Genomic DNA, 26,707 nt, shown 5'->3' with positions numbered 1-26,707 from the left:
GCGGTGGGCCCGGTCGCGGTGGGAGACTTGCCACATGCCCCTCGCCGAGCCGCACGACGACCACCTCCCAGAGGAGGATCTGGTCGCGCTCGACGGGGCCCTGGGCAACCCGGACGACAACGTAGTCAGCGAGACATTCGACGCATCCGACCCGACGGCCACCGGCGACGGCCCGGCCATCGAGCCCGAACCGTCACTGCCCGAGCCGGTCCGGCAGCGGATCGTGACGCTGACCGCCGCGGTGCTGCCCACCCTGCCCGCCGACGAGGTGCCGGTGCCGTTGCGCCGGGTGGCCAAGTTCGCCCCCAACCGGCGGGCCCGGCTCGGCGCGCCGGTCATCGCCGCCCAGCTCACCGCCGACCCGCTGTTCCGCCAGCGGGTCACCGCCCGCGTCCTGGCCGACGCCGGCGACCTCGGGGCCGCTGTCGTCGAGGGCACCGCCCCCGCCGCCGCCGACCCGGTCGAGGTCGCCGCCCTGGCCTACCTGGCCCGCCCGCGTGGCTGGCGGGAGCTGATCGACGCCAGCGGCGCCGCCGTTCGCGCCGAGGCGGACAGCGCGGTCGTCGCCGAACTGGTCCGGGAGGCCGAACAACGCGCCACCCGTGCCGAGCACGACCGGGCGGTGGCGCGGGTCGAGGCGGAGAAGCTGCGCGACGAGTTGGCCCGGGTCCGTGAGGAGCTGGGTCAGCTTCGCGAGGAGTCCCGGCAGGTGGCCCGTACCCTGCGGGAGACCCAGGCCCGCGAGCGCAAGGCCACCGAGTTGCTGGCCACCGAGCGCGGCCGGGCCGCGCGGGCCAGCGCGGACGTGGACGCCGAACTACGCCGGGCCCGGGCCCGGTTGGCCGAGGCGGAGGCCGCCGCCGGAGTGGCCCGGGCGAGCGCCAAGGAGGCGCGTTCGGTCGACGACGCCCGGCTCTGGCTGTTGCTGGAGACCATCGGCCAGGCCGCCGTCGGCCTACGCCGGGAGCTGGCGCTCGACCCGGTGGACAAACTCCCCGCCGACTTCGTGGCCGACGCGTTCGCCGAGCAGCCGGGCACCGCCCCGGCCGGCCCGGCCGCACGTGCCCGCGACACCGACGACCCGGCCCGGCTCGACCAGTTGCTCGCCCTGCCCCGGGCGCACCTGGTGGTGGACGGCTACAACGTCACCAAGCGCGGCTTCGGCGAGATGTCCCTGGAACAGCAGCGCAAACGCCTCATCACCGGTCTCGGTGGCATCGCCGCGCAGACCGGCGACGAGGTCACCGTGGTCTTCGACGGCGCCGAGCGGATGCACGGGCTGCCACCCGCGCCGCGCGGCGTGCGGGTGCTCTTCTCCCGCAAGGGCGAGACCGCCGACGAGCTGATCCGGCGGCTGGTCCGTGCCGAGCCGGCGGGGCGCCCGGTGGTCGTGGTCTCCTCGGACCGCGAGGTCGCCGACGGGGTACGCCGACACGGCGCCTACCCGCTGGGCGCGGACTCGCTGCTGCGGCGGCTCGCCCGCTCCTGAGGACACGGCCGGATCGGTGATCCGCCGAGTGGCCGGCGCGGCGGGCATGATCGACACGAGTTCCATGATGTCGGGGTGTCCGACCGCGTGGGATGGCCCGATTTCGTGGAACTGGAGTGGATCTCGCCCCCAAACGTCCGGTCGGACGCGGTTTCTGTCGTACCCGGTGGTTAGCGTCGATGTTACCGACGGTGCTCGGCTGGCGACGACAAGGCGTCGGCTGCCCGCCGTGAGCGATCAGGAGGCGTGATGCTTATCGACTGCGACGGGTGCGCGAGGCGGGCCGACGGCTGTTCCGGCTGCCCGCTGACCGCCCTGTTCGACGAGACGTCCCCGGTGGCCGGGCTGGTCGCCGCCGAGGTCGAGGCCATCGAGGTGTTCGCCCGGGCCGGCTTCGACGTGGAGGTGCTGGCCGCGCCCGTGCGCCGTGGCGCCACCGGTCGCCGGGCCACGCGCCGGGTCGCCTGAGCGCGACACCGCACGCCACCGTCGCCGGGCCGTTCGTCGGATTGCCTGCCGGGTCGCCTGAGCGCGGCACCGCGCCCGGGGCGCGCCTTCCGCGGGCCATAGGATGAGCGGTCACGGCGGGAGGAGCGGCGGCATGAGCGGGGTACGACAGGCGGTGACGCGGTGACCCCGCGCGGCTGGGCGCTGCTGGCCCTGGCCGGGTTGACCGTCGCGTTGGTCGTGATCGCCGCGCTGCTCATCCCCTGGCACCGGCCGCCTGCGCCCCGGGCCGACCAGCTCGCGGCGCTACGGGACCTGCCGGCCGAGCAGGTGGCCAAGGGGCGGGAGTTCCGGGCCGCGCTGCGCCCCGGCAGCTACACCGCGCTCGCCGTCGGGCTGCTGGTCGCCCTCGCGCTCGGGCTCACCCCGCTGGGCAGCCGCCTGGTCGAGCTGGTGGGCCGTCCCTTCGGGGGGCACTGGGCCGCGCAGGCCGTGCTCGGTGGGCTGGCCGTGGTGCTCGTCGCCGACCTGGTGACACTTCCGTTCGCCGCCTGGCGGCAGAGCGTGCTCACCCGCTACGGCTTGAGCACCAACGGTTGGAACGGCTGGGCGGTGGACCTGCTCAAGTCGTACGCGGTCAGCGCGGTGATCGGCGCGGTGGCGCTGTTCGGCTTCTACGCGGTCATCCGGCTCGCGCCACGCTGGTGGTGGGCGTTCGGCGCGGGCGGCGCGGCCCTGCTGGTGGTGCTGCTGTCGTTCGTGCTGCCGGTGCTCGTGGAGCCGGTGTTCAACCGGTTCACGCCGATGGAGCAGGGGCCGCTGCGCAGCGAGTTGATGAGCATGGCCGCCCGTGACGGGGTGCCGGTGCGTGACGTGCTGATCGCCGACGCCTCCCGCCGCACCAAGGCGGTCAACGCGTACGTCTCCGGTCTCGGCCCGACCCGGCGGGTCGTCGTCTACGACACGTTGCTGACCGAGGCGACCCCGGCCGAGGTGACCGCCGTGGTGGCGCACGAGTTGGGGCACGCCAAGGACTCCGACGTGGCGGTCGGCACGCTGACCGGGGCGCTGGGCGCCGCCGCCGCGGTGGTGGCGCTCTACCTGCTCGGCTCGTGGGGGCCGCTGCTGCGGCTGGCCGGTGTCGACTCGGTCGCCCAGCCGAGAGCGTTCCCGTTGCTGTTGGCCCTCGTCACGGTGGCCGGGTTGGTCGCCGCGCCGGTGCAGGCGTTGATGTCGCGGCGGGTGGAGGCACGGGCCGACGCGCACGCCCTCGCGCTCACCGGCGACCCGGCGGCCTTCGAGTCGATGCAGCGGCGGCTCGGCTCGGTCAACCTGGGCGACCCCGACCCGCCGCGCTGGGAATACCTCTACTCGGCCTCGCATCCGTCCACCGTGGAGCGGATCGCCGCCGCTCGCGCGTACGCCCGGGAGGCCGGCCGATGAGCCGCACCTTGCTGATCACCAACGACTTTCCGCCCCGTCCGGGCGGCATCCAGTCCTTCGTGCACAACCTCGCGGTGCGCCAACCGGCCGGCTCGGTGGTGGTGTACGCGTCGAACTGGCGAGGGTCTGCGAAGTTCGACGCCGACCAGCCGTTCGAGGTGATCCGGGAGCGCACCCGGGTGCTGTTGCCGACCCCGTTGATCGCCCGCCGGGCGGCGCGGCTGGCTCGCGCGTACGACTGCGACACGGTGTGGTTCGGTGCGGCGGCCCCGTTGGGGCTGCTCGCGGCCGGTCTGCGCAGGCGGGCGGGCGTACGCCGGGTGGTGGCGCAGACCCACGGACACGAGGTGGGTTGGGCGGCGCTGCCGGCCGCCCGGCCGGCGCTGCGGCGCATCGGTCGGGGGGTGGACGTCACGACCTACCTCGGTGAGTACACCCGCAGCCGGCTGGCCCGGGTGCTGGACGGGGTGACCGAGCTGCGTCAGTTGGCGCCCGGCGTCGACGTGGACACCTACCACCCGACGGTGGATGGCGAGCCGGTCCGGGCCCGGCTCGGGTTGACCGACCGGCCGGTGGTGGTCTGTGTGTCCCGGCTGGTGCCGCGCAAGGGCCAGGACATGCTGATCCGGGCACTGCCGGAGATCCGTCGCCGGGTGCCGGACGCGGCGCTGCTGATCGTCGGTGGCGGGCCGTACCGGGCCACCCTGGAGAAGCTGGCCCGGCAGGCCGGTGTGGAACGGGACGTGGTGTTCACCGGCTCGGTGCCGTCGGTCGAGTTGCCGGCGCACTACGCGGCCGGCGACGTCTACGCGATGCCGTGCCGCACCCGCAACCGTGGGCTCGACGTCGAGGGGCTGGGCATCGTCTACCTGGAGGCCTCCGCGACCGGCCTGCCGGTGGTGGCCGGTGACTCCGGTGGCGCACCGGACGCGGTCCGCGAGGGCGAGACCGGCTACGTCGTCCGCGGCCGGGACGTCGCCCAGCTCGCCGACCGGGTCGCCCGGCTGCTGGCGGACCGGGACCTGGCCCGCCAGTTGGGTGCCGCCGGCCGGGCGTGGGTGGAGCGCGAGTGGCGCTGGGAGGCGCAGGCGGAACGAATGGCGGCGCTGCTCGCCGGCTGACCGCCGTCCGCGTTCAGCTCTCCCGGGGCGGGGCGTAGCGCGGTACGTACTCCTGGCCGGTCAGCTTCTGGATCGCCGCCATCACCTCGTCGGTGATCGTTCGGATGTCGCGCGGGCCGGTGATCCGGTCGGCGACCGGGATCGGCGGGCCGAACCGCAGGGTGACGGGGTGCCGGCGGGGCAGCCGCGCGTCGACCGGCAGCACGTCGGCGGTGCCGAGCACGCCGACCGGGATGATGGGCACCTCGGCGTCGCGGGCCAGTCGGGTCATCCCGACCCGGCCCCGGTAGAGCCGCCCATCGGGGGAGCGGGTGCCCTCCGGGTAGACGGCGACCAGGCCGCCGGAGCGCAGCACCGGTACGGCGGCGTCGAGGGCGCGCAGGGCGGCCCGGCCGTCGGCGCGGTCGACCCGGATAGCGCCCATGCCGGCGACGATCTGCCGGTTGAGCCAGCCGCCCGGACCGCGACCGGTGAAGTACTCGGCCTTGGCCCAGAAGGTCACGTGTCGGGGCGCCGCGGTGACGAGGAACAGTTCGTCGGCAACGGAGAGGTGATTGCCGGCGAGGATCGCGCCTCCGTGCCGGGGCAGATGCTCCAGCCCTTCCACGTGGGGCCGCCAGCCGAGACGCAGCGCGGTGCCGACGGTCAGCTTGGTGAGGTCGTACAGCAGGGGCACGCGTCCTCCGGGGGTGGGTTCAGGCGGGGGTTGGGCCGAGGTGGGCATCGAGCGCCGCGCGTACCAGGGCGTCGTCGTCGGTGGCGCCGGTGGCCAGCGGCAGGCTGCCCCAGGCCCAGAGTTGGGCGATGCCGTGCAGGTTGGCCCAGAGCGCGCCGGCGAGCACCGGTGCGGGGGCGTCGGTCGGTCGACGTAGCTGGGCAACCAGGTCAGCCAACACGGCGAACAGCGGGAGGCTCGTCTCCCGCAGCCGTAGCCGGCCGCTGTCCAGCAGGTCGTGGCGGAACATCAACTCGAACATGCCGCGATGGGCCGCGGCGAAGTCCAGGTACGTCCGGGCCAGCGCGGTCAGTCGTGTACGCGGGTCGGGGTCGACGTCGCGCATCGTCTTCTCGACCCGGGCGGTGAGGTCCGCGAAGCCTTCGCGGGCGATGGCGGAGAGCAGGTCGACGTGGGTCGGGAAGTAGCGGCGCGGCGCGCCGTGCGAGACGCCGGCGCGACGGGCGATCTCCCGCAGCGACACCGCCGACTGGCCCTCGCGCAGCACCAGGTCCACTCCGACGGCCACCAGTCGCGCCCGCAACCCCGTCTCGTCCGCGTCCATAGACACTGTCTACCAGGCAGGCGTAGACACTGTCTACTTCAGGCGCGGGGTGGTCCGCCCCGGTTTCTTGAAGTCGGGGTGTCCTGGAGCTGGGGGCTACCCCGACCTCATGAAAGACGAGTGGATCATGCTCGCCTGCCCCGGACGGGAGGTTCAGCGGATGCGGGCGAGAATGCGGTCGGCAGGGGCCGGGCGGCCGAAGTGCCAGCCCTGGGCGGCGTCGCAGCCGATCGCTCGCAACCGTTCGGCCTGCCCGGCGGTCTCCACCCCCTCGGCGGTGACCGTCAGGTCCAGCGCGTGCGCCAGCGAGACCAGGGAGGCGAGGATCCGCTCGTCGGTACGCCCGACCGACGGCGACCGCAGTCCGGCCACGAACTCCCCGGCCACCTTCAGTTCGGTCACCGGCAGGTCCCGCAGGTACGCCAGATTGCTGTAGCCGGTGCCGAAGTCGTCGATGGCGATGCGTACCCCGAGGTCGGCCAGGACCCGCAGGGCGCGCACCGGCTCCTTGGCGGTGCTCATCATCGTGCTCTCGGTGATCTCCAGTTGCAGCCGCTCCGGTGGCAGGCCGGTCTGCCGCAGCAGGGCGCGGACCTCCTGCACCAGGCCGGGCCGGTGCACCTGACGCACCGCCAGGTTGACGCTGACGAACGGTGCCGCCACGCCACCGGCCGACCAGGCCTCCGCCTCGCGGCACGCCTCGGCCAGCACCCACCCACCGAGCTGCACGATCAGGCCGGTCTCCTCGGCCAACCCGATGAAGCTGTCCGGCCGCAGCACCCCCAGCTCCGGGTGACGCCAGCGGACCAGCGCCTCGACGCCGATCAGGCTGCCGTCGCGCAGTGAGGTCAGCGGCTGGTAGTCGAGGTAGAACTCGCCCCGCTCCAGGGCGGCCGGGATGGCTGCGGAGAGCGCGTAGCGGGCCAGTTCACGTTCGTTGCGCTCGGCGTCGTAGAGCGCCCAACGCGCCCCACCGGCGGCCTTCGCCCAGTGCAGGGTGCTGTCGGCGGCCCGCATCAGGTCACTGGGGTTGGCCCCGGCGACCTGACGCTCGACGATGCCGATGCTCGCCGAGATCTGCAGGTCGTGCCCGTCGACCAGGGCCGGTGTCCGGACCGCGGCCAGCGCGGTCTCGGCCACCGTCACCATCGCGTCGGTGCCGCCGCTGCGCTCCACCAGGATGACGAACTCGTCCCCGCCGAGGCGGGCCACCAGATGCTCACCCATGGCCTTGGACAGCCGTTCGGCCACCGTGACCAGCAGTTGGTCGCCCACCTGGTGACCCAGGGTGTCGTTCACGACCTTGAAGCGGTCCAGGTCCAGGAAGCACACCCCGACCCGCTGCGCTCCCCGACCCGGCTCGTTCAGCGCGGCGGCGAGTCGCTCGGTGAACAGCGTCCGGTTGGGCAGGCCGGTGAGCGGGTCGTGGGTGGCCTGATGACGGAACCGGGACTCGCTGGCCCGCAGCGCCCTCTCGGCCTGCGTACGGGCCCTCATCGCGGCCCGGCGGATCGACTCCTGCTCGTCGAGCGTCCGGTCGCGCAGCGCGCGGGCGTAGCCGGTCGCCACGGCCGCGAGCAGCCGGGCCATCCGGTCCTCGACGTCCTCGGCCACCAGACCCAGGTCGCGCACCAGGCGGAGCTGGATGACCTCGACGGTACGGCCGAGCCCCTCCGCGGAGGCGATGTGCGCGGCGACCAGCTCGGCACCGACCCGGTGCCCGGCACGCAGGTCGAACGGCTCGGTCAGCAACGCGCCGGCCAGTTGCCCGGTGAGCCGGTCCAGGAGGGCTTCCAGCTGGGCCTGCGTCATCGGCAGGTAGCTGGTCCCGGAGACCGCCTTCGCCCAGGCACGAGCGAACGTGCCTGGGCGGGAGGTCACCCCGGGCGGCTCAGCCACCGAGTCGCCCGACGCCGCCCATGAAGACCGCGCGTTCGGCGTCCTCCGCGCTCTCCGGGGTGTCCGGTCGCCACTCGGGCACCCAGACCACGCCGGGATCGAGCAGCTCGAACCCGTCGAAGAGCGCGGTCAGCTCGGCGCGGCTGCGCACCCACAGCGGGTTGTCGGTGCGTCGGTAGACCCGCTCGGCCTCGGCGCGTTCGTCGTCGCTGCGCCCGTCGTCGCTGGCCTGCGACAGCACCAGGTGGCTGCCGGGGGCCAGCGCGTCGCGCAGCGTCCGCAGCAGCTCCGCCGGTCGGTCGTCGTCGGAGACGAAGTGCAGGACAGCCACGACCATCACGGCGACCGGCTGGCTCAGGTCGAGCAGCTTGCGGACGTCCGGGTGGGCCAGGATCGCCTCCGGGCGCCGCAGGTCCTCCTGCACCACCGCCGCCCGTTCGTTGCCGGCGAGGATCTCGCGGCTGTGCGCCACCGCCACCGGGTCGACGTCCACGTAGACCACCCGCGACTGCGGGTCGAGCCGCTGGGCGATCTCGTGCACGTTGCCGACGGTCGGGATGCCCGAGCCGATGTCCAGGAACTGCCGGATCCCGGCTTCGGCGAGGTGGTGCACGGCCCGGCGCAGGAACGCCCGGTTGGCCTGTGCCATCAGCGGCGCCTCGGGCACCGCCGCGACCATCGCCTGTGCCGCGGCCCGGTCGGCGGCGAAGTTGTGCGAACCACCGAGGTAGTAGTCGTACATCCGCGCGACACTCGGGCGCTCGATGTCGATGGTGTCGGGTGCCCAGTCCGGCCGCTGCATGCGTCAACCCCTCGAGTCCTCGACGCGGGCGACGACGCCCGCGCGGGTATTGTGCACCCGCCACGCACGCCAGACCATAGCGCGCCGGAGGTTGCCCGCCGACGTCGGTCGATGCGCGACGGTCCACGCCGGCCGAAGCTGGCGCGGACCGTCGGCCGCGACATCCCGCTCGACGAGCGGGGACAGGTCAGAACTTGGGCGCGTCCGGTGCCTCGAGCAGGCCGAGTCGGAGCGCGGTCATCAGGGCCTGAGCCCGGTTGGCCGCGCCGAGCTTCTCGTAGAGCTTCGAGATGTGCGTCTTGGCCGTGGACTCGCTGACGAACAGCTGCTTGGCGATGCCCGCCACGCTCATCCCGTCGGCGAGCAGCCGAAGCACCTGCCCCTCCCGGGGCGACAACTGCGGGCCGGACGGGGCGAGCCGACGCTTCATCGCCTCGGCCAGGTCGGCGGCGGTGAACGCGCTGGGGGACGAGGCGGCGTGCCGCGCGGCGGCCACCACCTCGTCGGCCGGGGCGGTCTTCGGCACGAACGCGCTCGCACCGGCCTCCAGGGCGCCGAAGAGCTGGTCGTCGCCGGCGTACATGGTCAGCACCACGATGCCCATCGACGCGCTGGACTTGCGCAGCGCGCGGGTGGCCTCCAGGCCGCTGCCGTCGGGCAGCCGCAGATCCATGATCACCACGTCCGGCTGCAGGGCGCCGGCCTGGCGTACACCCTCCGCCGCCGTGGCCGCCTCACCGACGACCTCGAACTGACGGTCGCGCTCGAAGGCGTGCCGCAGGCCCTTACGAATCAGGTCATGATCGTCGACAAGGAGGACCTTGGTGCGGGTGGCCGGTGTCGGACTTGTGGTCATCCTCGGGTTACTCCCCTTCTGGTGCTGCGCTGTCGCGCACGTTGTCGCGCCGGGACGAGGAACCGAGAACCACCGCCACGGTCGTGCCGCTGGGTTGCCGCGGCCTGATCTCCAACCGGCCCCGGATACGTTCCGCCCTCTCGGCCATGATCGCAAGACCGTACCGTCCGTCGGGGCGCTGGTCAGCCATCCCCTGACCGTCATCCGACACTTCTATTTGCGCGTACGGGGGGTCGACCTCACACGTGACCCACAAATTGGAGGCTCCGGCGTGCTTGCGCGCGTTGGTCACCGCCTCCTGCGCGATGCGCAGCAACTCGGCCTCGGTGGCCGCCGGCAGCCTAGCGGTGGACTCGTCCAACGAGAGGTGCACCCGCAACCCGCCGGACGCGCCCACGGTGCGCGCGTACTCGGCGATCGCCGCGGCCAGCCCACCCTGCCGGTCCACCTCACTGCGCAGCTCGAAGAGGCTCAGCCGCAGCTCCTGGATCACCCGGGTCACCTCGGCGCGCAGCGTACGCAGGGCCTCGGCGGTCTCGTCCGCGTCGTCGAAGACGGTGGCCATGGCGTTGTCGATGCCGTAACCGACCATCACCAACTCCTGGGCCACCCCGTCGTGGATCTCCCGGGCCAGCCGTTGCCGCTCCTCGTTGGTGGCCAGCGAACGGACCTCGTCGAACAGCAGCGCCGCCTCCAGCCGCAGCGCGGCAGGGCGGGTCAGCGCGGTCACCCGGGACACCACCGGCGGCGGGTACGCCTGCGCGGCGTCCGCCTCCAGCACCACCAACCCCACCGTGCGCACCCCGGCGACCAGCGGGACGATCAGCGCGGACACGTCACCGCCACGGTGTGAGCGCGACTGTGACCGGGCGGCCGTCGTGGCCTGCTGGCTGGCCCAGGCGTCGGCGATCGCCGAGTCGGCGTCCAGCGTCGTCTCCCAGTCCACCCGGTCGACACCGGCCTGGGCGAGCACCACGAGTCGGCCGCCGCCGCTGGCCGACAGCACCGCGCCCCGGTCGGCCCGGGCCACCGTGCGCAACTCCTCCAGCAGGTGCTCGGAGATGCCTCCCGGGTCGAGGGTGGCCCCGGGCAGTTGCCGGGCCACCGTCCGCAGTTGGGTCAGCAGTCGGGTGGCCTCGGCGTACGGCTGGGGTTTGCCCTCGCCGCGGACCGCCATCACCCGGTGCAGGGTGCCGGCGGCGTAGAGCCCGAGCGCCGCCAGGATCAGCCACTGCGCGCAGACCGCGAGGTAACCCGGCTGGCCGAGCTGGATTCCTCCGCCGACCCTGGTCAGGGCGCCGCTGACCAGCAGGGTGACGGCGGTGACCGCGAGCAGGGCGGTGCCCTCACGAAAGCGGCGGCGCAGCGCGGTGACGGTCACCGGGACCGCCAGGTAGGGCAGTATCGCCGAGGCGCCGAGCCCGTCGACCGTGCCGCCGATCGACGCGACCGCCGCCACGTGGCTCGCGGCCAGGCCCAGCACCACCACCTCCGCCACCCTGCTCAGCGGCGCGATCAGCCGGTGCTGGGGGGCCAGCAGGGACGGCAGCCCGGCCACCGCCAGCAGCGCGATCCACCACAGCTGGGCGACGTCACGGGTGGCGAACAGGGTCAGGACGGCGATCAGCGCCAGCATCACCAGGCGGGCGGCCGCGGCGAGGGGATGCGGGTGTGGTGCGGTGGCTGTGGATGCGGGCACGTGACGGATGGTAGTCAGCCTCGGTAGATATCGGCGATCTCCGCCGCGTACGTCTTGTGGACAACCTGACGCTTGACCTTGAGCGACGGGGTCAACTCGCCGGTCGCCTCGGTGAAGTCGTGGGGCAGGACCCGGAACACCTTGATCGCCTCAGCCTTGGAGACGGCCTGGTTCGCGGTGTCGATCGCGGCCTGGATCTCCCTGCGCAGACCCTCGTGCTCGCGCAGTTGCTCGATGGAGGTGTCGGCGGGCAGGCCGGTGCCCTCCAGCCAGGTCGGCAGCGCCTCCTCGTCGACCGTGACGAGTGCCGCGATGAACGGTTTGGCGTCACCGACCACGACACACTGGCTGATCAACGGGTGCGCCCGGACCAGGTCCTCCAGCACCGCCGGGGCGACGTTCTTGCCGCCCGCGGTGACGATCAGCTCCTTCTTGCGGCCGGTGATGCTCAGGTAGCCGTCCGAGTCGAGGTTGCCCAGGTCACCGGTGCGGAACCAGCCGTCGGCGCTGATCGTCTCGGCGGTCGCCGTCTCGTTGCGCCAGTAACCCTGGAAGACCAGCTCGCCGGAGATCAGGATCTCGCCGTCGTCCTCGATGCGGACGGTCACGCCGGGCAGCGGGCGACCGACGGTGCCGATCCGGGTGCCGGTGGGCAGGTTCGCCGCAGCGGCGGGCGAGGTCTCGGTGAGGCCGTAGCCCTCCAGGACCGTCACGCCGATGCCGCGGAAGAAGTGCCCGAGCCGCGCGCCGAGCGGCGCGCCGCCGGAGATCGCGTCCCGGCACCGCCCGCCGAGCGCGGCACGCAGCTTGCGGTAGACCAGCCGGTCGAAGACCACGTGCTGGGCGCGCAGCGCCAGGCCAGGCCCGCCCGGGGTCTCCAGGGCCTCGCTGTACGCGATGGCGACCTGCTCCGCGCGGGCGAAGATGCCGCCCTTGCCGTCCGCCTCGGCCTTCTGCTTGGCCGCGTTGTAGACCTTCTCGAACACCCGGGGTACGGAGAGCACGAAGCTCGGCCGGAACGCCTGCAGCTCGGCGACCAGGTTCTTGGTGTCGGCGCAGTGCGCCATGGTGGCCCGCGCCTGCACGACGCCGATCTGGATCAGCCGGGCGAATGCGTGCGCCAGGGGGAGGAACAGCAGGGTGGACGCGCCGGCGTTGAAGAGGTTCGGCAGCACCGGCACCGCGTTGGCGATGTCGGCGTACATGTTGCGGTGGGTGAGCACGCAGCCCTTGGGTCGGCCGGTGGTGCCGCTGGTGTAGATGATCGTGGCCAGGTCGTCGGCGCGGACGGCCTTGCGTCGCCGCTCGACCTCGGCCAGCTCGACCTCGGCGCCGGTCGCGACCAGCTCGTCGACCGCGCCGCCGTCGATCTGCCAGACGTGGTTGAGCTCGGGCAGCCGGTGCCGGACACCGGCCACCAGGGCGGCGTGCGCCTCCGTCTCCACGACGACGCCTACCGCGTTGGAGTCTTCGAGGATCCAGGCGGCCTGTTCGGCGCTGGACGTCTCGTAGATCGGCACGGTGACCGCGCCGACGACCCAGATGGCGTAGTCCAGCAGCGTCCACTCGTAGCGGGTGCGGCTCATCAGGCCGACCCGGACGCCCGGCTCGATGCCGGCGGCGACCAGCCCGCAGGCCACGGCGGCCACCTCGTCGCGGAACTGGAGGCAGGTCACGTCGGTCCAGGTGGTGACGGCGCCGTCGGCGCCCGGGACGGGGCGGGCGAACTGGACGGCGTCGGGCGCGACCTCGGCGTTGTCCCAGACCGGATCGGTGAGGTTGGCCGCGTCGCCAACGGTGACGATCGGCGGGACGGAGAACTCGCGCACCTGCACTCCTTCGTGCTCGCACTGGCCGGGCCGGACGCCGCGGTGGGCGTCGGTTGTGTCGAAACCTACCCGGTGAGCTAGGGCACCCTGTTAACGCCCGGCCGGTACGGGGCCTGCTGGCCGCCGGGGGCGGCGCGGCGTGCTGGCGGTACGCGCCGGGTAGCCTCCCCCCATGGCGGACTCCTCCACCCAGTCGATCATCATCGGCGCCGCACCGGAACGGGTGACGGCGGTCATCTGCGACTTCGCGCGCTACCCCGAGTGGACCGACGCGGTGCGCCGCGCCGAGGTCGTCGAGGAGTACGAGGACGGCTACGCCAGCCAGGTGCGCTTCACCATCGACGCCGGGGTGATGGCCGACGAGTACGTGCTCGCCTACGAGTACGCCGAGGACCTGTCCCGGATCGAGTGGCACCTGGTCGCCCCCTCGAAGATGCAGAAGAGCCAGCGAGGCTCGTACGACCTGGTGGGCAATTCGGACGGCAGCACCACGGTGACCTACACCTTGGAGGTCGACCTGTCGGTGGGAATGCTCGGAATGTTTCGGCGCAAAGCCGAGAAGATGATCATGGATACCGCGTTGAAGCAGCTCAAGCGCCGGGTAGAAGCAACCGGTGCGGCGCAGTGACGTGTCCGGTGGCACGGTAGAGGAGCCGAGGGTGGGCGGAACGGATCCGGGTTCGGCCCGGGAAGAGGCGGAACGGTTGGTCGCCACCCTGCTCGCGGGGGCGCGGCTGGCCTCCGCAGGCTCGGCGGGCGGCGGGTTCGGCTCGCTGGGCGGGGTGCTGGCCGGTGTCCTCGGTCACAGTGCCGGTCCGGACGGGCGTCCCGGCCCCGGTGGTGCTTTCGCCACCGGATCGGCCGAATGCTGCGTCTGCCCGGTCTGTCGGGGCATCGCCGCGTTGCGAGACCCGAGTCCGGAATTCGCCGAACGTCTCGCGACCGGCGCCGGTGACCTCGCGGCGGGTGTCGCCAGCCTGCTCCGCGCGTTCTCACCGGCGGATTCGCCCACGACGAGCCCCTCCGAGCCGGCCGCCGAACCGCGTACCCGGACGGTGCCGGAACCCGCCGTGAGCACCGACGACGTCCTGCCGGAGCCGGCCGGACGCGAGCCGTCCACCGCAGCCGCCGACGAGCACGTGTGGCGCGATGCCACCCGCACCGGGCATGATTCTCAGCCGGCGCCGGAACGGGATGTCTGGTCGGTCGCCACCCGGACGGCGGATCCTCTCGCCCCGGCCGCCGCACCACCCGTCGACGAGGCCGGGTCGGCGACCGTACCGGCACCGACCAACCGTCCCGTGGTGCCCGCGTCGCGGGTGCCCGACCACTCCGACGCGGAAGCATCGGGCGACGGCGCCTGAGCGCGGGACATCCCGACCCGGACCGGCACGCCGCCGGGGACGCGGGCCGGACAGCAGCAGAGGGGGGCGGCAGCGGTGACGCTGACCATCGGAGTCGACGTCGGTGGCACGAAGGTGGCCGGCGGTGTCGTGGACGAGACCGGCACGGTCCTCGTGCAGACCCGACGGGACACTCCCGCCGATGACGTCGGCAAGACCCGCGACGTCATCACCGAGCTGGTCGGGGAGCTGGCCGCCGACCGGACGATCGAGGCCGTCGGCATCGGCGCGGCCGGCTGGATCGACGCCAGTCGGTCGACCGTGCTCTTCGCCCCCAACCTGGCCTGGCGCGACGAACCGCTGCGCGAGTACGTCGGCAAGGCCACCGGGCTTCCCGTGATCGTGGAGAACGACGGGAACGTGGCCGCCTGGGCCGAGTTCCGGTACGGCGCGGCCCGCGCCGCCGACGACTCCATGATCATGTTCACCATCGGCACCGGCGTGGGCGGCGGAATCGTCCTCGGCGGCGAGCTGATGCGCGGCGCGCACGGCATCGCCGCCGAACTGGGCCACATGCTGGCCGTTCCCGACGGGCACCAGTGCGGCTGCGGCCGGCTGGGCTGCATCGAGCAGTACGCCAGCGGCAGCGCCCTCGTGCGCTTCGCCCGTGCCGGTGCCCGGCAGGAGCCCAACCGGGCCACCGCGCTGCTGGAGCTGGCCGGCGGTGAGGCCGAGGCGATCACCGGTCCGATGGTGACCGCCGCCGCGCAGGACGGCGACCCGATCTCCGCCGAGGCGTTCGCGCAGATCGGCCGGTGGCTGGGCACCAGCCTCGCCGACATGGCGCAGATCCTCGACCCGCAGACCCTGGTGGTCGGCGGCGGTGTGATCGACGCCGGTGACCTGCTGCTCGGCCCGACGCGCCGCTCGTACGCCGACGCGCTCGCCCAGCGTGGTCGCCTGCCGGTGGCCGAGGTGCTCCCGGCGGAGCTGGGCAACAGCGCCGGCGTGATCGGCGCCGCCGACCTGGCCCGCCGGATCTGAGGCGGTCCACCGATGGGCGTACCGCTGCGGGTGGTGTCGTACAACATCCACAGCCAGCGTGACGACACCGCGGCGCTGGCGGCGGTGGTCCGGGCGGCGAGGCCGGACGTGGTGATCGTCCAGGAGGGGCCGCGCCGGTTCCGGTGGCGGCAGAAGTCCGCCACGTTGGCCGAGTCGTTCGGCCTGGTGGTGGCCGCCGGCGGGCTGCCGGCGCTGGGCAACCTGCTGTTGACCAGCCTGCGGGTCCAGGTGCGGGACACCCGGTGCCAGCGCTTCCCGCTCACCCCCGGCCGGCACCTGCGTGGCGCCGCGTACGCCGACTGCCGGGTGGCCGGCGCCCGGTTCACCCTCGCCGGCTCGCACCTGTCCACCGACCCTGCCGAGCGGCCGGCCCAGGCCGCCGAGTTCAAGCGGGGCCTCGACGCGGCGACCAGCCCGGTGCTGGCCGGGGCGGACCTCAACGAGGGTCCGGACGGACCGGCCTGGGCGACCGTGTCACGCGGGTTGACCGACGCCGCGGTGGCGGCCGACCGGGCGGACCGGCTCACCTACTCCTGCCACGAACCACGCCGACGCATCGACGCGCTCTTCGTCGACCCGCGGATCACCGTGGTCGACTACGACGTGGTGGACACCCCGCAGACCCGGCGCGCCAGCGACCACTTCCCGGTCCTGGTCGACCTGCTGCTGCCCGGCACCGACTGACCCCGGCGTCGGCCCGACCGCCGATGCCCGCGCGGTAGGACTGGACATCCGGCTTCGTTGTGGAGAGGATTTCGCGGCGACCGGCACGCCTGCCGTACCAAAAGGAGATGTTTCGGTGTCCACCTCCACCGACCACGGCCGGCCCGACCCGGAGGCGACCCCGTCCGCGCTGAACAGCGACGGTCGCCCGGTCTCCGACCGGGGCGACACGGTCTGTGTCATCGGGGCCGGGGCCAGCGGCCTGACGGCCATCAAGAACCTGCGCGAGCACGGCTTCGGTGTCGACTGCTACGAGCGGGAGACAGGCGTCGGCGGCGCCTGGAACTGGCGGCACGACCGCAGCCCGGTGTACGCCAGCACCCACCTGATCTCGTCGAAGCCGTTCACCCAGTTCCCGGACTTCCCGATGCCGGACTCGTGGCCGGACTACCCGCACCACAGCCAGCTGCTGTCCTACTTCGAGCGGTACGCCGACCACTTCGACCTGCGCTCGCACATCTGGTTCGGCACCGAGGTGGTCCGGGTCGAGCCCGCCCCGGGGGAGCGGTGGGACGTGACCACCCGCTCCACCGGCGGGTACGGCCCGGAGCGCACCTCCCGGTACGCCGCCGTGGTGATCGCCAACGGGCACAACTGGTCACCGAAGCTGCCCCGCTACGAGGGGCTGGAGGAGTTCCGCGGCGAGATCATGCACGCGTCGTCCTACAAGGACCCGGCGCAGTTGCGCGGCAAGCGGGTGCTGGTGGTCGGTGCCGGCAACACCGGTTGCGACATCGCCGTCGAGGCCGCCCAGCAGGCGTCACGCTGCTGGCACTCCACCCGGCGCGGCTACTGGTACGCGCCGAAGTTCGTGCTGGGTCGCCCCGCCGACCAGGTGAACGACAGCCTGCTGGCACTGCGTGTGCCACTTCGGGTGCGGCAGTGGCTCTACCACTGGACGCTGCGGCTGACCGTCGGCGACCTGACCCGCTTCGGCCTGCCCAAACCCGACCACCGGGTGTACGAGACGCACCCGATCGCCAACAGCCAGCTCGTCTACTACGTGGGCCACGGCGGGATCGGCCCGGTGCCGGACATCGCCCGCTTCCACCCGTACGCCGTGGAGTTGTCCGACGGCCGCGAGATCGACCCGGAGGTGGTCGTCTTCGCCACCGGCTACCTGCCGCGCTTCGAGTTCCTCGACGCCTCGGTGTTCGGGGACAGCGCGGGGGCGGGTCGCCCCACCCTGTGGCTCAACGCGTTCACGCCGGGGCACCCGACGCTGGCGGTGGCCGGCCTGGTGCAGCCGGATTCCGGGTTGTTCACCCTGTCGCACTGGCAGACGGTGCTCTTCGCCCGGCTGCTCCAGGCCCGCCGGGACCGACCGGAGCGGGCCGCGGCGTTCGCCCAGCGGGTGCGGGAGCGGGCCGGGGAGCGCTACTCCGGGCAGGTCAAGGAGAGCAGCCGGCACTGGTTCGAGGTCGGTCACGCCGACTACCTGCGCGCCGTCCAGCGCGCCCTGATCGACCTGGAGGGCAAGTGAGCGGCCGGCCGCACAGTTGCGAGCGAGAGGCGGACCAGTGACCGAGCTGCGGATCATGCGGGGCCGGGAGTGGTCACGTCCGGTCCGGCCGGTTCGGCGGGAGGTGCTCAGCGCCCTCCCCGAGCACGAGGAGGGGCGTCCGCCGCTGCTCTTCGTACCCGGGTTCGGGCACGGCGCGTGGGCGTTCGCCGAGCACTGGCTGGGTCACGCGGCGTCGCGGGGCTTCCCTGCGTACGCGGTGAGCCTGCGGGGGCACGGGGCCAGCGAGCCGGCGCCGGAGGCGACGCTGCGGGCGTACAGCCATGATGTGGTCCAGGTGGCCGCGAGCCTGCCACGGCAGACGGTGCTGGTGGGGCACGGCGCCGGGGCGTTGGTGGTGGCGCACGCGTTGGCCCGCTACCCGGCGCGGGGCGCGGTGCTGGTAGCGCCCGTCTTCGGCGGATGGGGAGTGCTGGGTGCGGCGCTGCGTCGTAACCCTGCGGGCACGGTGCCGGCGGTGTTCGGCGGGCCGTTGCGGCTCAACCGTGGGCAGTTGTTCAGCCGCGAGTTGCCCGACGAGGAGGCCCGCCGGCACGTCGGGCGGCTCGGTCGGGCCAGCCGGCGAGCGCAGTGGGCGCTGCTGGGGCAGCCGGAGGCCGAGCCGGCCGTGGGCACGCCGCCGGTGCTGGTGCTGGGCAGCCCGGACGACCGGGTGGTGCCGGCGTCGACGTTGACCCGGGTGGCCCGCCGGTACGGTTCGGCCCCGCTGCTCTTCCCCGGAATGGGCCACGATCTGATGCTGGACGCGCGGTGGGCGGAGCCGATCGACGCGATCCTGGACTGGTTGGAGAAGGAGCCCGCGGCGCACTGAGGCCACCGGGCCGGCGGTCAGCCGCTGGCCTGGTGGCCGACCGGGCTGCCGGTGGGGCTGGCGGGTAGGGGCACCCGCGCGCCGTCCTCGGGGGTGCCGTCGGTGCTGGACAGGCGGCTGACCAGGGCGCCGCCCTCGTCCAGGGCGCGCAGGTACGAGCGGGCCCAGGCCCGGATGTCGTGCTGCTGCAGGTGGGCACGCATGGCCCGCATCCGCTGGGTGACGTCCTCCGGGCTGGCCCGCAGCGCCGCGCGGAGGCCCTGCTTGAGCCCTTCCAGGTCGTGCGGGTTGACCAGGTACGCCTGGGACAGCTCGGCGGCGGTGCCGGCGAACTCGCTGAGCAGCAGCGCGCCGTTGTCGTCCACGCGGGCGGCCACGTACTCCTTGGCGACCAGGTTCATGCCGTCCCGCAGCGGAGTCACCGCCATCACGTCGGCGACCCGGTAGAGCGCGGCCAACTCGGCCCGGTCGAAGGGCTGGGTGAGGTAGTGGATCGCCGGCTCGCCGACCCGGCCGAACTCGCCGTTGATCCGGCCCACCTCGCGTTCGATGCGCTCCCGCAGGATCTGGTACTGACCGACGCGTTCCCGGCTCGGCATGGCGACCTGGACCAGCACGGTGTCGCGGACCTTGACGTCGCCGGTGGCGAGCAGTTCGCTGTACGCCTTGAGACGCTGCTCGATGCCCTTGGTGTAGTCCATCCGGTCCACGCTGAGGATGACCTGCCGTGGGTCGCCGAGGTCCTGCCGGAGCCGGCGGGCGCGGGCGGCCACGTCCGGTCGGGCGGCGAGCGCGCCCATCTCGGCGGTGTCGATCGAGACCGGGAACGCGCCGATGCGGACGACCCGGTCGTCGATGCCGATGCGCCGGTCGGTGGCCGGCAGCTCCAGCACCCGGGTCACCAGTTGGGCGAAGTTGTGCGCCGCCTGGGCGCGCTGGAAGCCGACCAGGTCGGCGCCGAGCATGCCGCGCAGCAGTTCGGCCCGGCGGGGGAGCTGCATGAACAGCTCCGGCGGTGGGAACGGCACGTGTAGGAAGAACCCGATGCGCAGGTCGGGGCGGAGCGCGCGGAGCTGGCCGGGGACCAGTTGCAGGTGGTAATCCTGCACCCAGACCACCGCGCCCGGCTCGGCCACCTGGGCGGTCGCCTCGGCGAAACGCTGGTTGACCCGCTGGTACGCCTCCCACCACCGGCGGTGGTGCTCCGGTTGCTCCACGGAGTCGTGGTAGAGCGGCCAGAGGGTGGCGTTGGCGAACCCTTCGTAGTGGTCGCGCAGGTCTTCCGCGCTGAGCGCGACGGTGTGCATCCGGACGCCGTCCACGTCCGGCAGCGCGGGGGCGGGCCCGGTGCCGCCGGCCCAGCCGACCCAGGTCGCCGGGGTGTGCCGCAGGAGCGGATGCAGCGCGCTGACCAGCCCGCCCGGGCTGCGCCGCCACTCGCAGGCCCCGTCGGGGGCCTGACTGTCGTCGATGGGAAGGCGGTTGGCCACCACCACGAGGGAACTCTGTCGCATCTCGGGCATTCCGATCAGCAGAGGACTGACCGCCACGAGCAAGGGAAAACCGGTCAGTCAGCGGGGGAAGTGACGTACAGCGGTATTCCTACTGACAGTAAGTTACACCACTGTTACGCCCCCGGCGGGGCGCTGCCGTCCCGGGATGCGGGCCGAACTCAGACGACGGCGCCGTTGTCCGGGTCGTCCTCGTCCTCGTCGCCAGGGCGCAGCCGCCAGATCAGCGTGACGAAACCGGCCAGGATGCCGGTGAACCCGAACAGGGTGACCGCCGACCTGTCCACCGGGAGCAGCCACGGAAAGAGGAAGAGCACGAACCCGATGACCACGCCGAGCACGCCGATCACCGCGTACTTGCTGACCCGGGGCAGCGGTGGCGGCGGGGGCGGGTGGTAACCCTCGTCGTCGTCCTCGTCGTCGGGCAGGTCGGCGCCGAAGGTGTCCAGCCCATCCAGCAGCGACGGCTCGTCCGGCCGAGCGCCACGACCGACCGAGATCCCCGAGATGTCGGTCGCGGACGGCAGCCGGCGGACGTCGGTGGCGGTCGGACCAGGCTCGTCGGCCCCGGAGCGGGCCAGCGGGCCAGCCGTCGGTTCGTCCCGCTCGTCGACGTTCTCCGAAGCCGGCCACGGGTGCTCGTCGGTCGACGAGGTGGTGTGGAAGCCGGCGACGATCCGCGCCCACTCGGCGTCGATGTCCGGTTCGTCGCGGGCCGGCGGCTGCTCCGGAGTGGTCTCGTCGGCGAGCTGAGTCAGATAGTCCCGTGCGGTGGTCAGGTGCGAACGGTCGACGTAGAGCCGGTCGACCGGCCGGGCCGGAACCGTGGTGGTGCGGGTGACCGGGTTGAGGTCGGCGGAGGGCTGCAGGTAGGCGGCGATCCCGCCGGCGGCCAGCACGTCGAGCAGGTGCTCACCGACGCGCGGATCGACATCGCCGACGACGGCGTACTCGTTCGCGTCGAGCCCGTTGTCCCGCCGTCCCCGGCGGGCCCCACCCGCTGACACCCGGACATCCCCCTTAACGCGCCTTCCGGCGCGGCCACCCCTGCCCCTCGACGCCCGTCCGTACGCCGTGCTCTGAATCGTGACACGTCAGGGCATGGTTCCGGGAGTGCGTTGTGTCGCGTCTTCCAAAGTCACGGCTACTGCCGCAGGTCGCGGCAGGGGTCCTTTGTCCGTTCTTGCGCGACACGTGCGATCTCGGTGATCGTTGACGCCTGAGTCTCGTCCGTTGTGGTGAGAGCGCTCGCTTCGTAGGCTCGTCGGCGACGGCGGCGTCCCCGGGCCCGACGCTGTCGCGGGCACACCACGGGAAAGGACGCCGGTGCTCTACTGGCTGCTGAAGTACGTTCTCCTCGGTCCGCTGCTCAAGCTGATCTTCCGCCCGCAGGTGGAGGGTCTGCAGCACGTGCCGGCGACCGGTCCGGTGATCCTGGCCAGCAACCACCTCTCCTTCTCCGACTCGATCTTCACGCCGTTGATCACCGCCCGGAAGGTCACCTTCGTGGCCAAGGCCGAGTACTTCACCGGCAAGGGGATCAAGGGCTGGCTCACCAGGATGTTCTTCGTCGGCACCGGCACCATCCCGGTGGACCGTTCCGGTGGCCGGGCCGCCCGCGCGGCGCTGGACACCCAGTTGCAGGTGCTGCGCGCCGGGGGAGTGGCCGGCATCTACCCGGAGGGCACCCGGTCGCCGGACGGGCGGCTCTACCGGGGCAAGACCGGGGTGGCCCGGCTGGCCCTGGAGAGCGGCGCGGTGGTGGTGCCGGTGGCGATGCTCAACGCCGACGAGATCCAGCCGCCGGGCAAGCTCATCCCCAAGATCGACCGGGTGCGGATCCGGTTCGGGGCGCCGCTGGACTTCTCCCGCTACGCCGGCCTGGCCGGCGACCGGTTCGTCGAGCGCGCGGTCACCGACGAGATCATGTACGAGTTGATGGAGCTCTCCGGCCGGGAGTACGTCGACATCTACGCACAGAAGCTCAAGCCGCCGGTCGCCGCCTGAGGCGGCTCGGCCGCCAAGCCGCCTGCGCCGGGTCAGCACGCCACCGCCGGCCCGGTCGGGCTGATCGGCCGACCGGCCAGCGCGAGCAGGCCGGGGGCGTCGTTGCGCAACGCGAAGGTGCGTACCTCGGCGCGGGTCTCCCGTGCGCCCGCCGGATCGCCGGCCCGGGTCAGCTCTGCCGCCGCGAACGCCAGCGCCAGCACCCGGTCACTGACGTCCGGGATCCGCCCGTAGGTTTCGGCGGCGGCCAGGTGCAGCTCGGCCGAGCGCCGGTGGTCGCCGTCCGCCGCCGCGAGTGCCGCCGTCACGGTCCGCAACGCCGCCTCCGACCAGGGCGTGCGATGCCCGACCCGACCGAGCATCGTGCGCACCCGCACCGCCGTGCTCCGACCGCTCAGCGCCGCTGCGTACGCGGCCGCGGCGATCCACTCCCCGCTGGCCAGCGCCGGCACGGCCGACCAGCACCGGTCCAGTTCCTCGATCAGCTCCGCCGCCTCGGCCTTGCGCCCCTGCAACGCCCGGCACAACGCGGCCATGCTCAGCATCGTCCAGTGCAACCGGTGGAACCCGCTGCGCCGCGCGGTGTCCAGCGCGTCGGCCAGGTCGTCCGGATCGTCGTCGTCGCGCAACACCAGCAGACAGCAGCGCAACCCCCGCACCTGCATGTCCCAACTGCCGGTGGGCGTGTCCACGAACGCCTCGGCCGCCGTGAGAAGCCGACCGAAGTCGCCGTCGAACCAGGCGCGCATCGCCTCCGCCGAATAGCTGGTGGTCAGGGTCTGACCGCTGGCGGTCCGCGCCGGCGCGGCCGAGAGCAGGGCGTTGGACCGCAGCCAGTCGCCCTCCTCCCGAATCGCCCAGGCGAGGTTCTGGGTGGCCCGGGGCAACGCCAGCAGCTGCCCGGCCCGGGCGAACTCGACGATCGCGTGCAGCTCGTCCAGGCCGACCCGGTCGCCGGACTGGTAACGGGCCGTGGCCGCGGTGATCCGGGCATTCGTGCGGGTCTCGGTCAGGCCCAACCGCTCGGCGATCTCCGCCGCCGTGTCCGCCGCCGCCACGGCCGGGTCCCGCTCGTAGTTGAGCATGTGCAGCCGGCCCATCTCCGCGTACGCGTCCGCCTTCTGCGGGGTGTCCGGCAGCGGCTCGAACAGCTGCACCGCGCGGTCCAGGCAGGCCAACGCGTCACCACGGTCGGCCCGTAGCCAGGCGGCCTGGCCGAGCAGCGTCCACGCCCGGGCGGCGCAGGCCTTGTCGCCGTGCGACAGCAACCGGTCGGCGAGCGTGTGCACCTGCTCCGCCCCACCCCCGGACAGGAACGCGTTACCGTCGCGGTAGAACGAGATCTCGGTGCTCAACAACTCCAACTGGAGCCGACCCACCGGGTCGTCGTCGTCGGCCAGGCCGAGAGCCCGACCCGCGTGGCTGGCCGCCGCGTCCAGCCCGTGCAGCGCGTACGCCCGGCGGGCCGCCCGGTGCAGCGCCTGCCGCGCCGGCCCGGCATAGCGCCGCACCTCCATGCCGAGCGAGCGGGCGATCTCGTGGGCCGCCCAGCGGTGGTGGGCGAGCACCTCGGCCAGGTCGGTGTCGCGGGAGTGCGACAGCGCGTCGAGCCAGTCCGCGGCCCGCTCGTGCCGGGCCACCCGCTCGGTGCGCGGCAACCGCTGGTAGCAGACGTCGCGCACCAGGACGTGGCGGAACCGGAACTCCGCCTGCCCGGCCATCGTCGACGCGGACTGCTCGTGCACGAAGTCGCGCTGTTCCAGTCGCCGCAGCGAGCGCTCGACCGACTCGACCGGCTGCCCGAGCGCGGCGGCGACCGCGCCGGGCCAGAACTGCACCCCGACCACCGACGCGGCCAGCAGCACGGCTCGGTCCTTGGCGTCCAGCAGGTCCACCCGGTTGGCGATCACCGCGTGCACGCTCTCCGGCATGGTCAGCTCGAGATGCTTGTCCAGCGACCACCCCCGCCCGGACTGGCGCAACGCCCCCTGCTCGATCAGCATCCGTACGTACTCGTGCGCGTAGAGCGGGTTGCCGCCGGCCACCTCGATCAGCGGGCTCAGCATGTCGGCGGAGAACGCCGCCTGGCCGAACAGGTGCGCGTACAGGGCGGCGATGCCGGTGTCGCGCAGGGGCGGCAGGGTGATGGTCACCGAGCCGGTGATCGTCCCGGCCCAGCTCGGGTCCCGGTCGACCAGCTCCGGGCGGGCGGTGCAGAGCAGCAGCAGCGGCACGTCGCGGGCCGCCGCCCCGAGCAGCTCCACGAAGCGCAGCATCGCGTCGTCGGCCCAGTGCAGGTCCTCGAAGACCAGCACGGTGGGACGTCGGGTGGCCAGCGCCAGCAGGAAGCGACGCCACGCCGACTCCGCCTCCTCGGCCGGCAGTGGCGTGCCGGGCAGCCCGACCAGAGGGCGCAGCGCGTCCACCACCCGGTCCCGTTCGCTCGGGCCGATCAGCTCGCCCACGGCGGCGGCGAGCCGCTGCGCGGCGCTGCCCGCCGGATCGGTGTCGAGGATGCCGGCCTCGGACTTGACGATGTCGGCGAGCGCGGCGAAGGTGACGTTCTCACCGAACGGCGGGCACCGCCCGGTGCGCCAGGTCAGCGGCTCGTCGACCAGCCGGCCGGTGTGCCGGTAGAGCTCCCGCAGCAGCCGGCTCTTGCCGATGCCGGCCCGCCCGAAGATCGTCACCACCTGCGGTCGACGGTCGCGCAGCGACCGGTGCAACGCGTTGACGAGCATGCCCAGCTCGTGTTCCCGGTCGACCAACGGTGTGGTGTCCGGCTCCCGGTCGGTGGGCTGGCGACGCAGCGGGGACAGGGCCAGCCACACCTCGGTCGGCGACGACCGTCCACGCAGGGTGACCGGGGGCTGCTCCTCGTAGCGGATCGCGTCCTTGGTGAGCGCGTGGGTGGTGCCACAGACCAGCACCCCACCGGGTGGCGCGACGGACTGCATCCGGGAGGCGGTGTTCACCACGTCGCCGGCAACGATGGCCTGCCCACCGTCACGCGCGGCGGCCACGTCCACAAGCGCCTCGCCGGTGGCCACCCCGACCCGGAACCGCAGCTCGGTGCTGCCGGTCGGCGCGAACCGGGTGAGCACCCGTTGCAGTTCGAGACCCGCCCGTACGCAGCGCAACGCGTCGGTCTCGGTGGCGATCGGGGCACCGAAGAGCGCCATCACCGCGTCTCCGATGTACTTCTCGACCACCCCGCCGTACTGGCCGACCACGCGGCGGGCAGCGGAGAAGAACCCGGTCTGCATGCCGCGGACCTGCTCCGGGTCGGCGCGCTCGACGTACGGCGTGAAGTCGATCAGGTCCACGAAGAGCACGCTCACCCGGCGGCGGTCCTCCTGCGGGGTGAGCGCGGCCGGTCGTTCGGCGCCGGGTCGCGGAGACCCGCACGACGTGCAGAACGTGACATCCGAGGCGAGTGGTCGCAGACAGTGCGGGCACACAGCCCCCAGCTCGGCGCCGCAGCCGCCGCAGAAACGGTCTCCGTCGGCGGCCGTGCGTCCACAGCGTCCACACTGCGCGGCGATGACACCCCCCCAGAGGCGAACAGGTCGACGCCGGTGGCGTCCCCTGCCGGGAATTATCGCCCCCGCCCGCCGCTGTCAGGTACCGGCCTGTTGGTTTGTGGACAGTCCACCGAGGGACCGGAACGACTAGATTCAGGCGGCCAGATATCGATCAGGGACCAGAGGGGGACAGGTCAATGGTGTACGTCAAGCTGGAGAGCGACTGGACCGACGGCAACGGGGTCAGCCACTCCGCGGGCGACTCGGTGGACGTCGACGCCGCCACGCTCGCCACGCTGCAGGCCGAGGGCATCGTCAGCGAGCAGTCCCACGGCCCGGGCGGCGACAAGGGCCCGGACAAGTGGGCCGGGCCGGGCAGCTCCGGGGTGTGACCCCGCGCCGATGACGGAAACAAGCGGCCGGGTCGCCCACGGGCGACCCGGCCGTTTCGTGTGTGTCCGCTGCGTCAGCGGTCGCTCATGCCGGCGCGGCGGCGCAGCGCGGCCACGTCGGTCACCACGATCCGACGCCCCTCGGTACGCAGCCAGCCGCGGCTGGCGAACGAGCCGATCGCCTGGTTGACGCTCTGCCGGGAACCACCGGCCATCTCGGCCAACTGACTCTGGTTGAGCTCGATCGTGATCATCGGCGCCTGGCTCTCGCCGGCCAACCGGACCAGCGTCTTGGCCACCCGGCCGGGCAGGTCGAGGAAGACATGGTCGGCGTTCTGTTCGGTGAGCCGGCGGATCAGCCCGCCCAACGAGCGCATCACCGCGTCCAGGATGCGGGGGTTGGAGTGCACCAGCTCCATGAACGCGCCCCGGGAGAGTGCGAGCGCCGCGCAGTCCTCGATGGCCTCGGCCGATGCGGACCGGGTGGACGCGTCGAGCAGGGAGACCTCGCCGAGCACGTCCGGTGGTCGGATCACCGACAACACGGCCCGTTCGCCGGTCGGTGCGGTGCGAAAGACGGCCACCGCGCCGCGGCGCAGCACGATCAGCGACTCACCCGGGTCGTTCTCCACGAAGAGCAACTGGCCCTTGCGGTAGGTGCGCGGAACGGCGGCGGCGATGACACGCTGGCGTACCTCGGGCTCCAACCCGGCGAACATCTCGACGCCCGTGAGCGCGTCACCCGGCTCCGGCAGGCGCATCTCCACGGCCCAACCCCTCCCCGGTCATGGACCACAAACTCGCTCACCGGGTGAACCTGATGGCCCTGACAAGGTGAACTGACACCGATTCGGCGTCCGGTAGCGGTACACATCAGATCATGACGGTCCGGTCGCTTGCTGTACACCCCTGGAAGCACTTCCGTGACCGTCGCGAGCTGGACC

Annotated in this window: 23 protein-coding genes; 12 read left to right on the top strand and 11 right to left on the bottom strand. The window is 73.0% G+C overall.

Annotation, left to right across the window (positions count from 1 at the left end):
• The first annotated feature begins 34 nt into the window (after positions 1-34).
• The 4 genes from ABGB10_RS03360 (at position 35) to ABGB10_RS03345 (ending at position 4,500) form a co-directional block, all read left to right on the top strand.
• Positions 35-1,489 (top strand): NYN domain-containing protein, encoded by a 1,455-nt coding sequence (locus ABGB10_RS03360; RefSeq protein WP_347659343.1) that lies wholly within the window; start codon positions 35-37, stop codon positions 1,487-1,489.
• A gap of 249 nt (positions 1,490-1,738) precedes the next feature.
• Positions 1,739-1,957, top strand: a complete 219-nt coding sequence (locus ABGB10_RS03355; protein ID WP_347659342.1) for a hypothetical protein — start codon at positions 1,739-1,741, stop codon at positions 1,955-1,957.
• Positions 1,958-2,119: 162 nt separating this feature from the next.
• Positions 2,120-3,379: a M48 family metallopeptidase gene (locus ABGB10_RS03350; protein ID WP_347659341.1), complete on the top strand. Its 1,260-nt coding sequence runs from the start codon at positions 2,120-2,122 to the stop codon at positions 3,377-3,379.
• Positions 3,376-4,500, top strand: a complete 1,125-nt coding sequence (locus tag ABGB10_RS03345; RefSeq protein ID WP_347659340.1) for a glycosyltransferase family 4 protein — start codon at positions 3,376-3,378, stop codon at positions 4,498-4,500. The genes ABGB10_RS03350 and ABGB10_RS03345 overlap by 4 nt, the downstream gene beginning before the upstream one ends.
• A 13-nt stretch (positions 4,501-4,513) precedes the next feature.
• Here ABGB10_RS03345 and ABGB10_RS03340 read toward each other — a convergent pair whose 3' ends face one another.
• From ABGB10_RS03340 to ABGB10_RS03310, 7 genes are all read right to left on the bottom strand, one after another.
• Complete coding sequence (locus ABGB10_RS03340) at positions 4,514-5,176, bottom strand: lysophospholipid acyltransferase family protein (protein ID WP_347659339.1); 663 nt, start codon at positions 5,174-5,176, stop codon at positions 4,514-4,516.
• Between the two features lie 19 nt (positions 5,177-5,195).
• Positions 5,196-5,780, bottom strand: coding sequence for a TetR/AcrR family transcriptional regulator (locus tag ABGB10_RS03335; RefSeq protein WP_347659338.1), 585 nt, complete (start codon positions 5,778-5,780; stop codon positions 5,196-5,198).
• A 153-nt stretch (positions 5,781-5,933) separates the two neighbouring features.
• Positions 5,934-7,592, bottom strand: a complete 1,659-nt coding sequence (locus ABGB10_RS03330) for a bifunctional diguanylate cyclase/phosphodiesterase (protein WP_347659689.1) — start codon at positions 7,590-7,592, stop codon at positions 5,934-5,936.
• A gap of 79 nt (positions 7,593-7,671) precedes the next feature.
• Complete coding sequence (locus ABGB10_RS03325; protein WP_347659337.1) at positions 7,672-8,481, bottom strand: SAM-dependent methyltransferase; 810 nt, start codon at positions 8,479-8,481, stop codon at positions 7,672-7,674.
• Between the two features lie 187 nt (positions 8,482-8,668).
• Positions 8,669-9,337, bottom strand: a complete 669-nt coding sequence (locus ABGB10_RS03320; protein WP_007072219.1) for a response regulator transcription factor — start codon at positions 9,335-9,337, stop codon at positions 8,669-8,671.
• A gap of 7 nt (positions 9,338-9,344) precedes the next feature.
• The gene (locus tag ABGB10_RS03315; protein WP_347659335.1) at positions 9,345-11,036 is read right to left on the bottom strand and encodes a GAF domain-containing sensor histidine kinase; all 1,692 of its coding nucleotides are present in this window, start codon (positions 11,034-11,036) and stop codon (positions 9,345-9,347) included.
• Between the two features lie 14 nt (positions 11,037-11,050).
• Entirely contained in the window at positions 11,051-12,865 is a 1,815-nt protein-coding gene (locus ABGB10_RS03310; RefSeq protein WP_347659333.1) for a long-chain fatty acid--CoA ligase, read from the bottom strand.
• 172 nt (positions 12,866-13,037) lie between these two features.
• Between ABGB10_RS03310 and ABGB10_RS03305 the strand changes: the two genes are divergently transcribed.
• From ABGB10_RS03305 to ABGB10_RS03280, 6 genes are all read left to right on the top strand, one after another.
• Positions 13,038-13,493 carry an SRPBCC family protein gene (locus ABGB10_RS03305; protein WP_347659332.1) on the top strand — a complete coding sequence of 152 codons (456 nt, stop codon included), beginning with the start codon at positions 13,038-13,040 and terminating at the stop codon, positions 13,491-13,493.
• Between the two features lie 31 nt (positions 13,494-13,524).
• Entirely contained in the window at positions 13,525-14,229 is a 705-nt protein-coding gene (locus tag ABGB10_RS03300; RefSeq protein WP_347659331.1) for a hypothetical protein, read from the top strand.
• Between the two features lie 75 nt (positions 14,230-14,304).
• Positions 14,305-15,252 carry an ROK family glucokinase gene (locus ABGB10_RS03295; protein ID WP_347659330.1) on the top strand — a complete coding sequence of 316 codons (948 nt, stop codon included), beginning with the start codon at positions 14,305-14,307 and terminating at the stop codon, positions 15,250-15,252.
• A 12-nt stretch (positions 15,253-15,264) separates the two neighbouring features.
• Positions 15,265-15,957, top strand: coding sequence for an endonuclease/exonuclease/phosphatase family protein (locus ABGB10_RS03290; protein ID WP_347659328.1), 693 nt, complete (start codon positions 15,265-15,267; stop codon positions 15,955-15,957).
• Positions 15,958-16,072: 115 nt separating this feature from the next.
• Positions 16,073-17,479 carry an NAD(P)-binding domain-containing protein gene (locus ABGB10_RS03285; protein WP_347659327.1) on the top strand — a complete coding sequence of 469 codons (1,407 nt, stop codon included), beginning with the start codon at positions 16,073-16,075 and terminating at the stop codon, positions 17,477-17,479.
• 55 nt (positions 17,480-17,534) lie between these two features.
• Positions 17,535-18,329, top strand: coding sequence for an alpha/beta fold hydrolase (locus ABGB10_RS03280; protein ID WP_347659688.1), 795 nt, complete (start codon positions 17,535-17,537; stop codon positions 18,327-18,329).
• Between the two features lie 17 nt (positions 18,330-18,346).
• Here the strand turns inward: ABGB10_RS03280 and ABGB10_RS03275 are convergent, their stop codons facing one another.
• Both ABGB10_RS03275 and ABGB10_RS03270 read right to left on the bottom strand, forming a co-directional pair.
• Positions 18,347-19,843: a trehalose-6-phosphate synthase gene (locus ABGB10_RS03275; RefSeq protein WP_347659326.1), complete on the bottom strand. Its 1,497-nt coding sequence runs from the start codon at positions 19,841-19,843 to the stop codon at positions 18,347-18,349.
• A gap of 158 nt (positions 19,844-20,001) precedes the next feature.
• Positions 20,002-20,847: a DUF308 domain-containing protein gene (locus ABGB10_RS03270; RefSeq protein WP_347659325.1), complete on the bottom strand. Its 846-nt coding sequence runs from the start codon at positions 20,845-20,847 to the stop codon at positions 20,002-20,004.
• Between the two features lie 319 nt (positions 20,848-21,166).
• Here ABGB10_RS03270 and ABGB10_RS03265 point away from each other — a divergent pair, with 319 nt between their 5' ends.
• The gene (locus tag ABGB10_RS03265) at positions 21,167-21,847 is read left to right on the top strand and encodes a lysophospholipid acyltransferase family protein (protein ID WP_347659324.1); all 681 of its coding nucleotides are present in this window, start codon (positions 21,167-21,169) and stop codon (positions 21,845-21,847) included.
• A 32-nt stretch (positions 21,848-21,879) separates the two neighbouring features.
• Here ABGB10_RS03265 and ABGB10_RS03260 read toward each other — a convergent pair whose 3' ends face one another.
• Positions 21,880-25,392, bottom strand: coding sequence for an adenylate/guanylate cyclase domain-containing protein (locus tag ABGB10_RS03260; RefSeq protein ID WP_347659687.1), 3,513 nt, complete (start codon positions 25,390-25,392; stop codon positions 21,880-21,882).
• 176 nt (positions 25,393-25,568) lie between these two features.
• On the opposite strand from ABGB10_RS03260, the gene ABGB10_RS03255 reads away from it, so the two are divergent.
• Positions 25,569-25,763, top strand: coding sequence for a hypothetical protein (locus ABGB10_RS03255; RefSeq protein WP_347659323.1), 195 nt, complete (start codon positions 25,569-25,571; stop codon positions 25,761-25,763).
• 74 nt (positions 25,764-25,837) lie between these two features.
• Here the strand turns inward: ABGB10_RS03255 and ABGB10_RS03250 are convergent, their stop codons facing one another.
• Positions 25,838-26,530: a Crp/Fnr family transcriptional regulator gene (locus tag ABGB10_RS03250; protein WP_088988366.1), complete on the bottom strand. Its 693-nt coding sequence runs from the start codon at positions 26,528-26,530 to the stop codon at positions 25,838-25,840.
• Positions 26,531-26,707 lie beyond the last annotated feature (177 nt).

The organism is Micromonospora sp. B9E7 (assembly GCF_039871815.1).
In the GTDB taxonomy this organism is placed as follows: domain Bacteria; phylum Actinomycetota; class Actinomycetes; order Mycobacteriales; family Micromonosporaceae; genus Micromonospora.
Note: the sequence above shows the minus strand (reverse complement) of the source record. Positions and strands in the feature narration are given on the sequence as shown.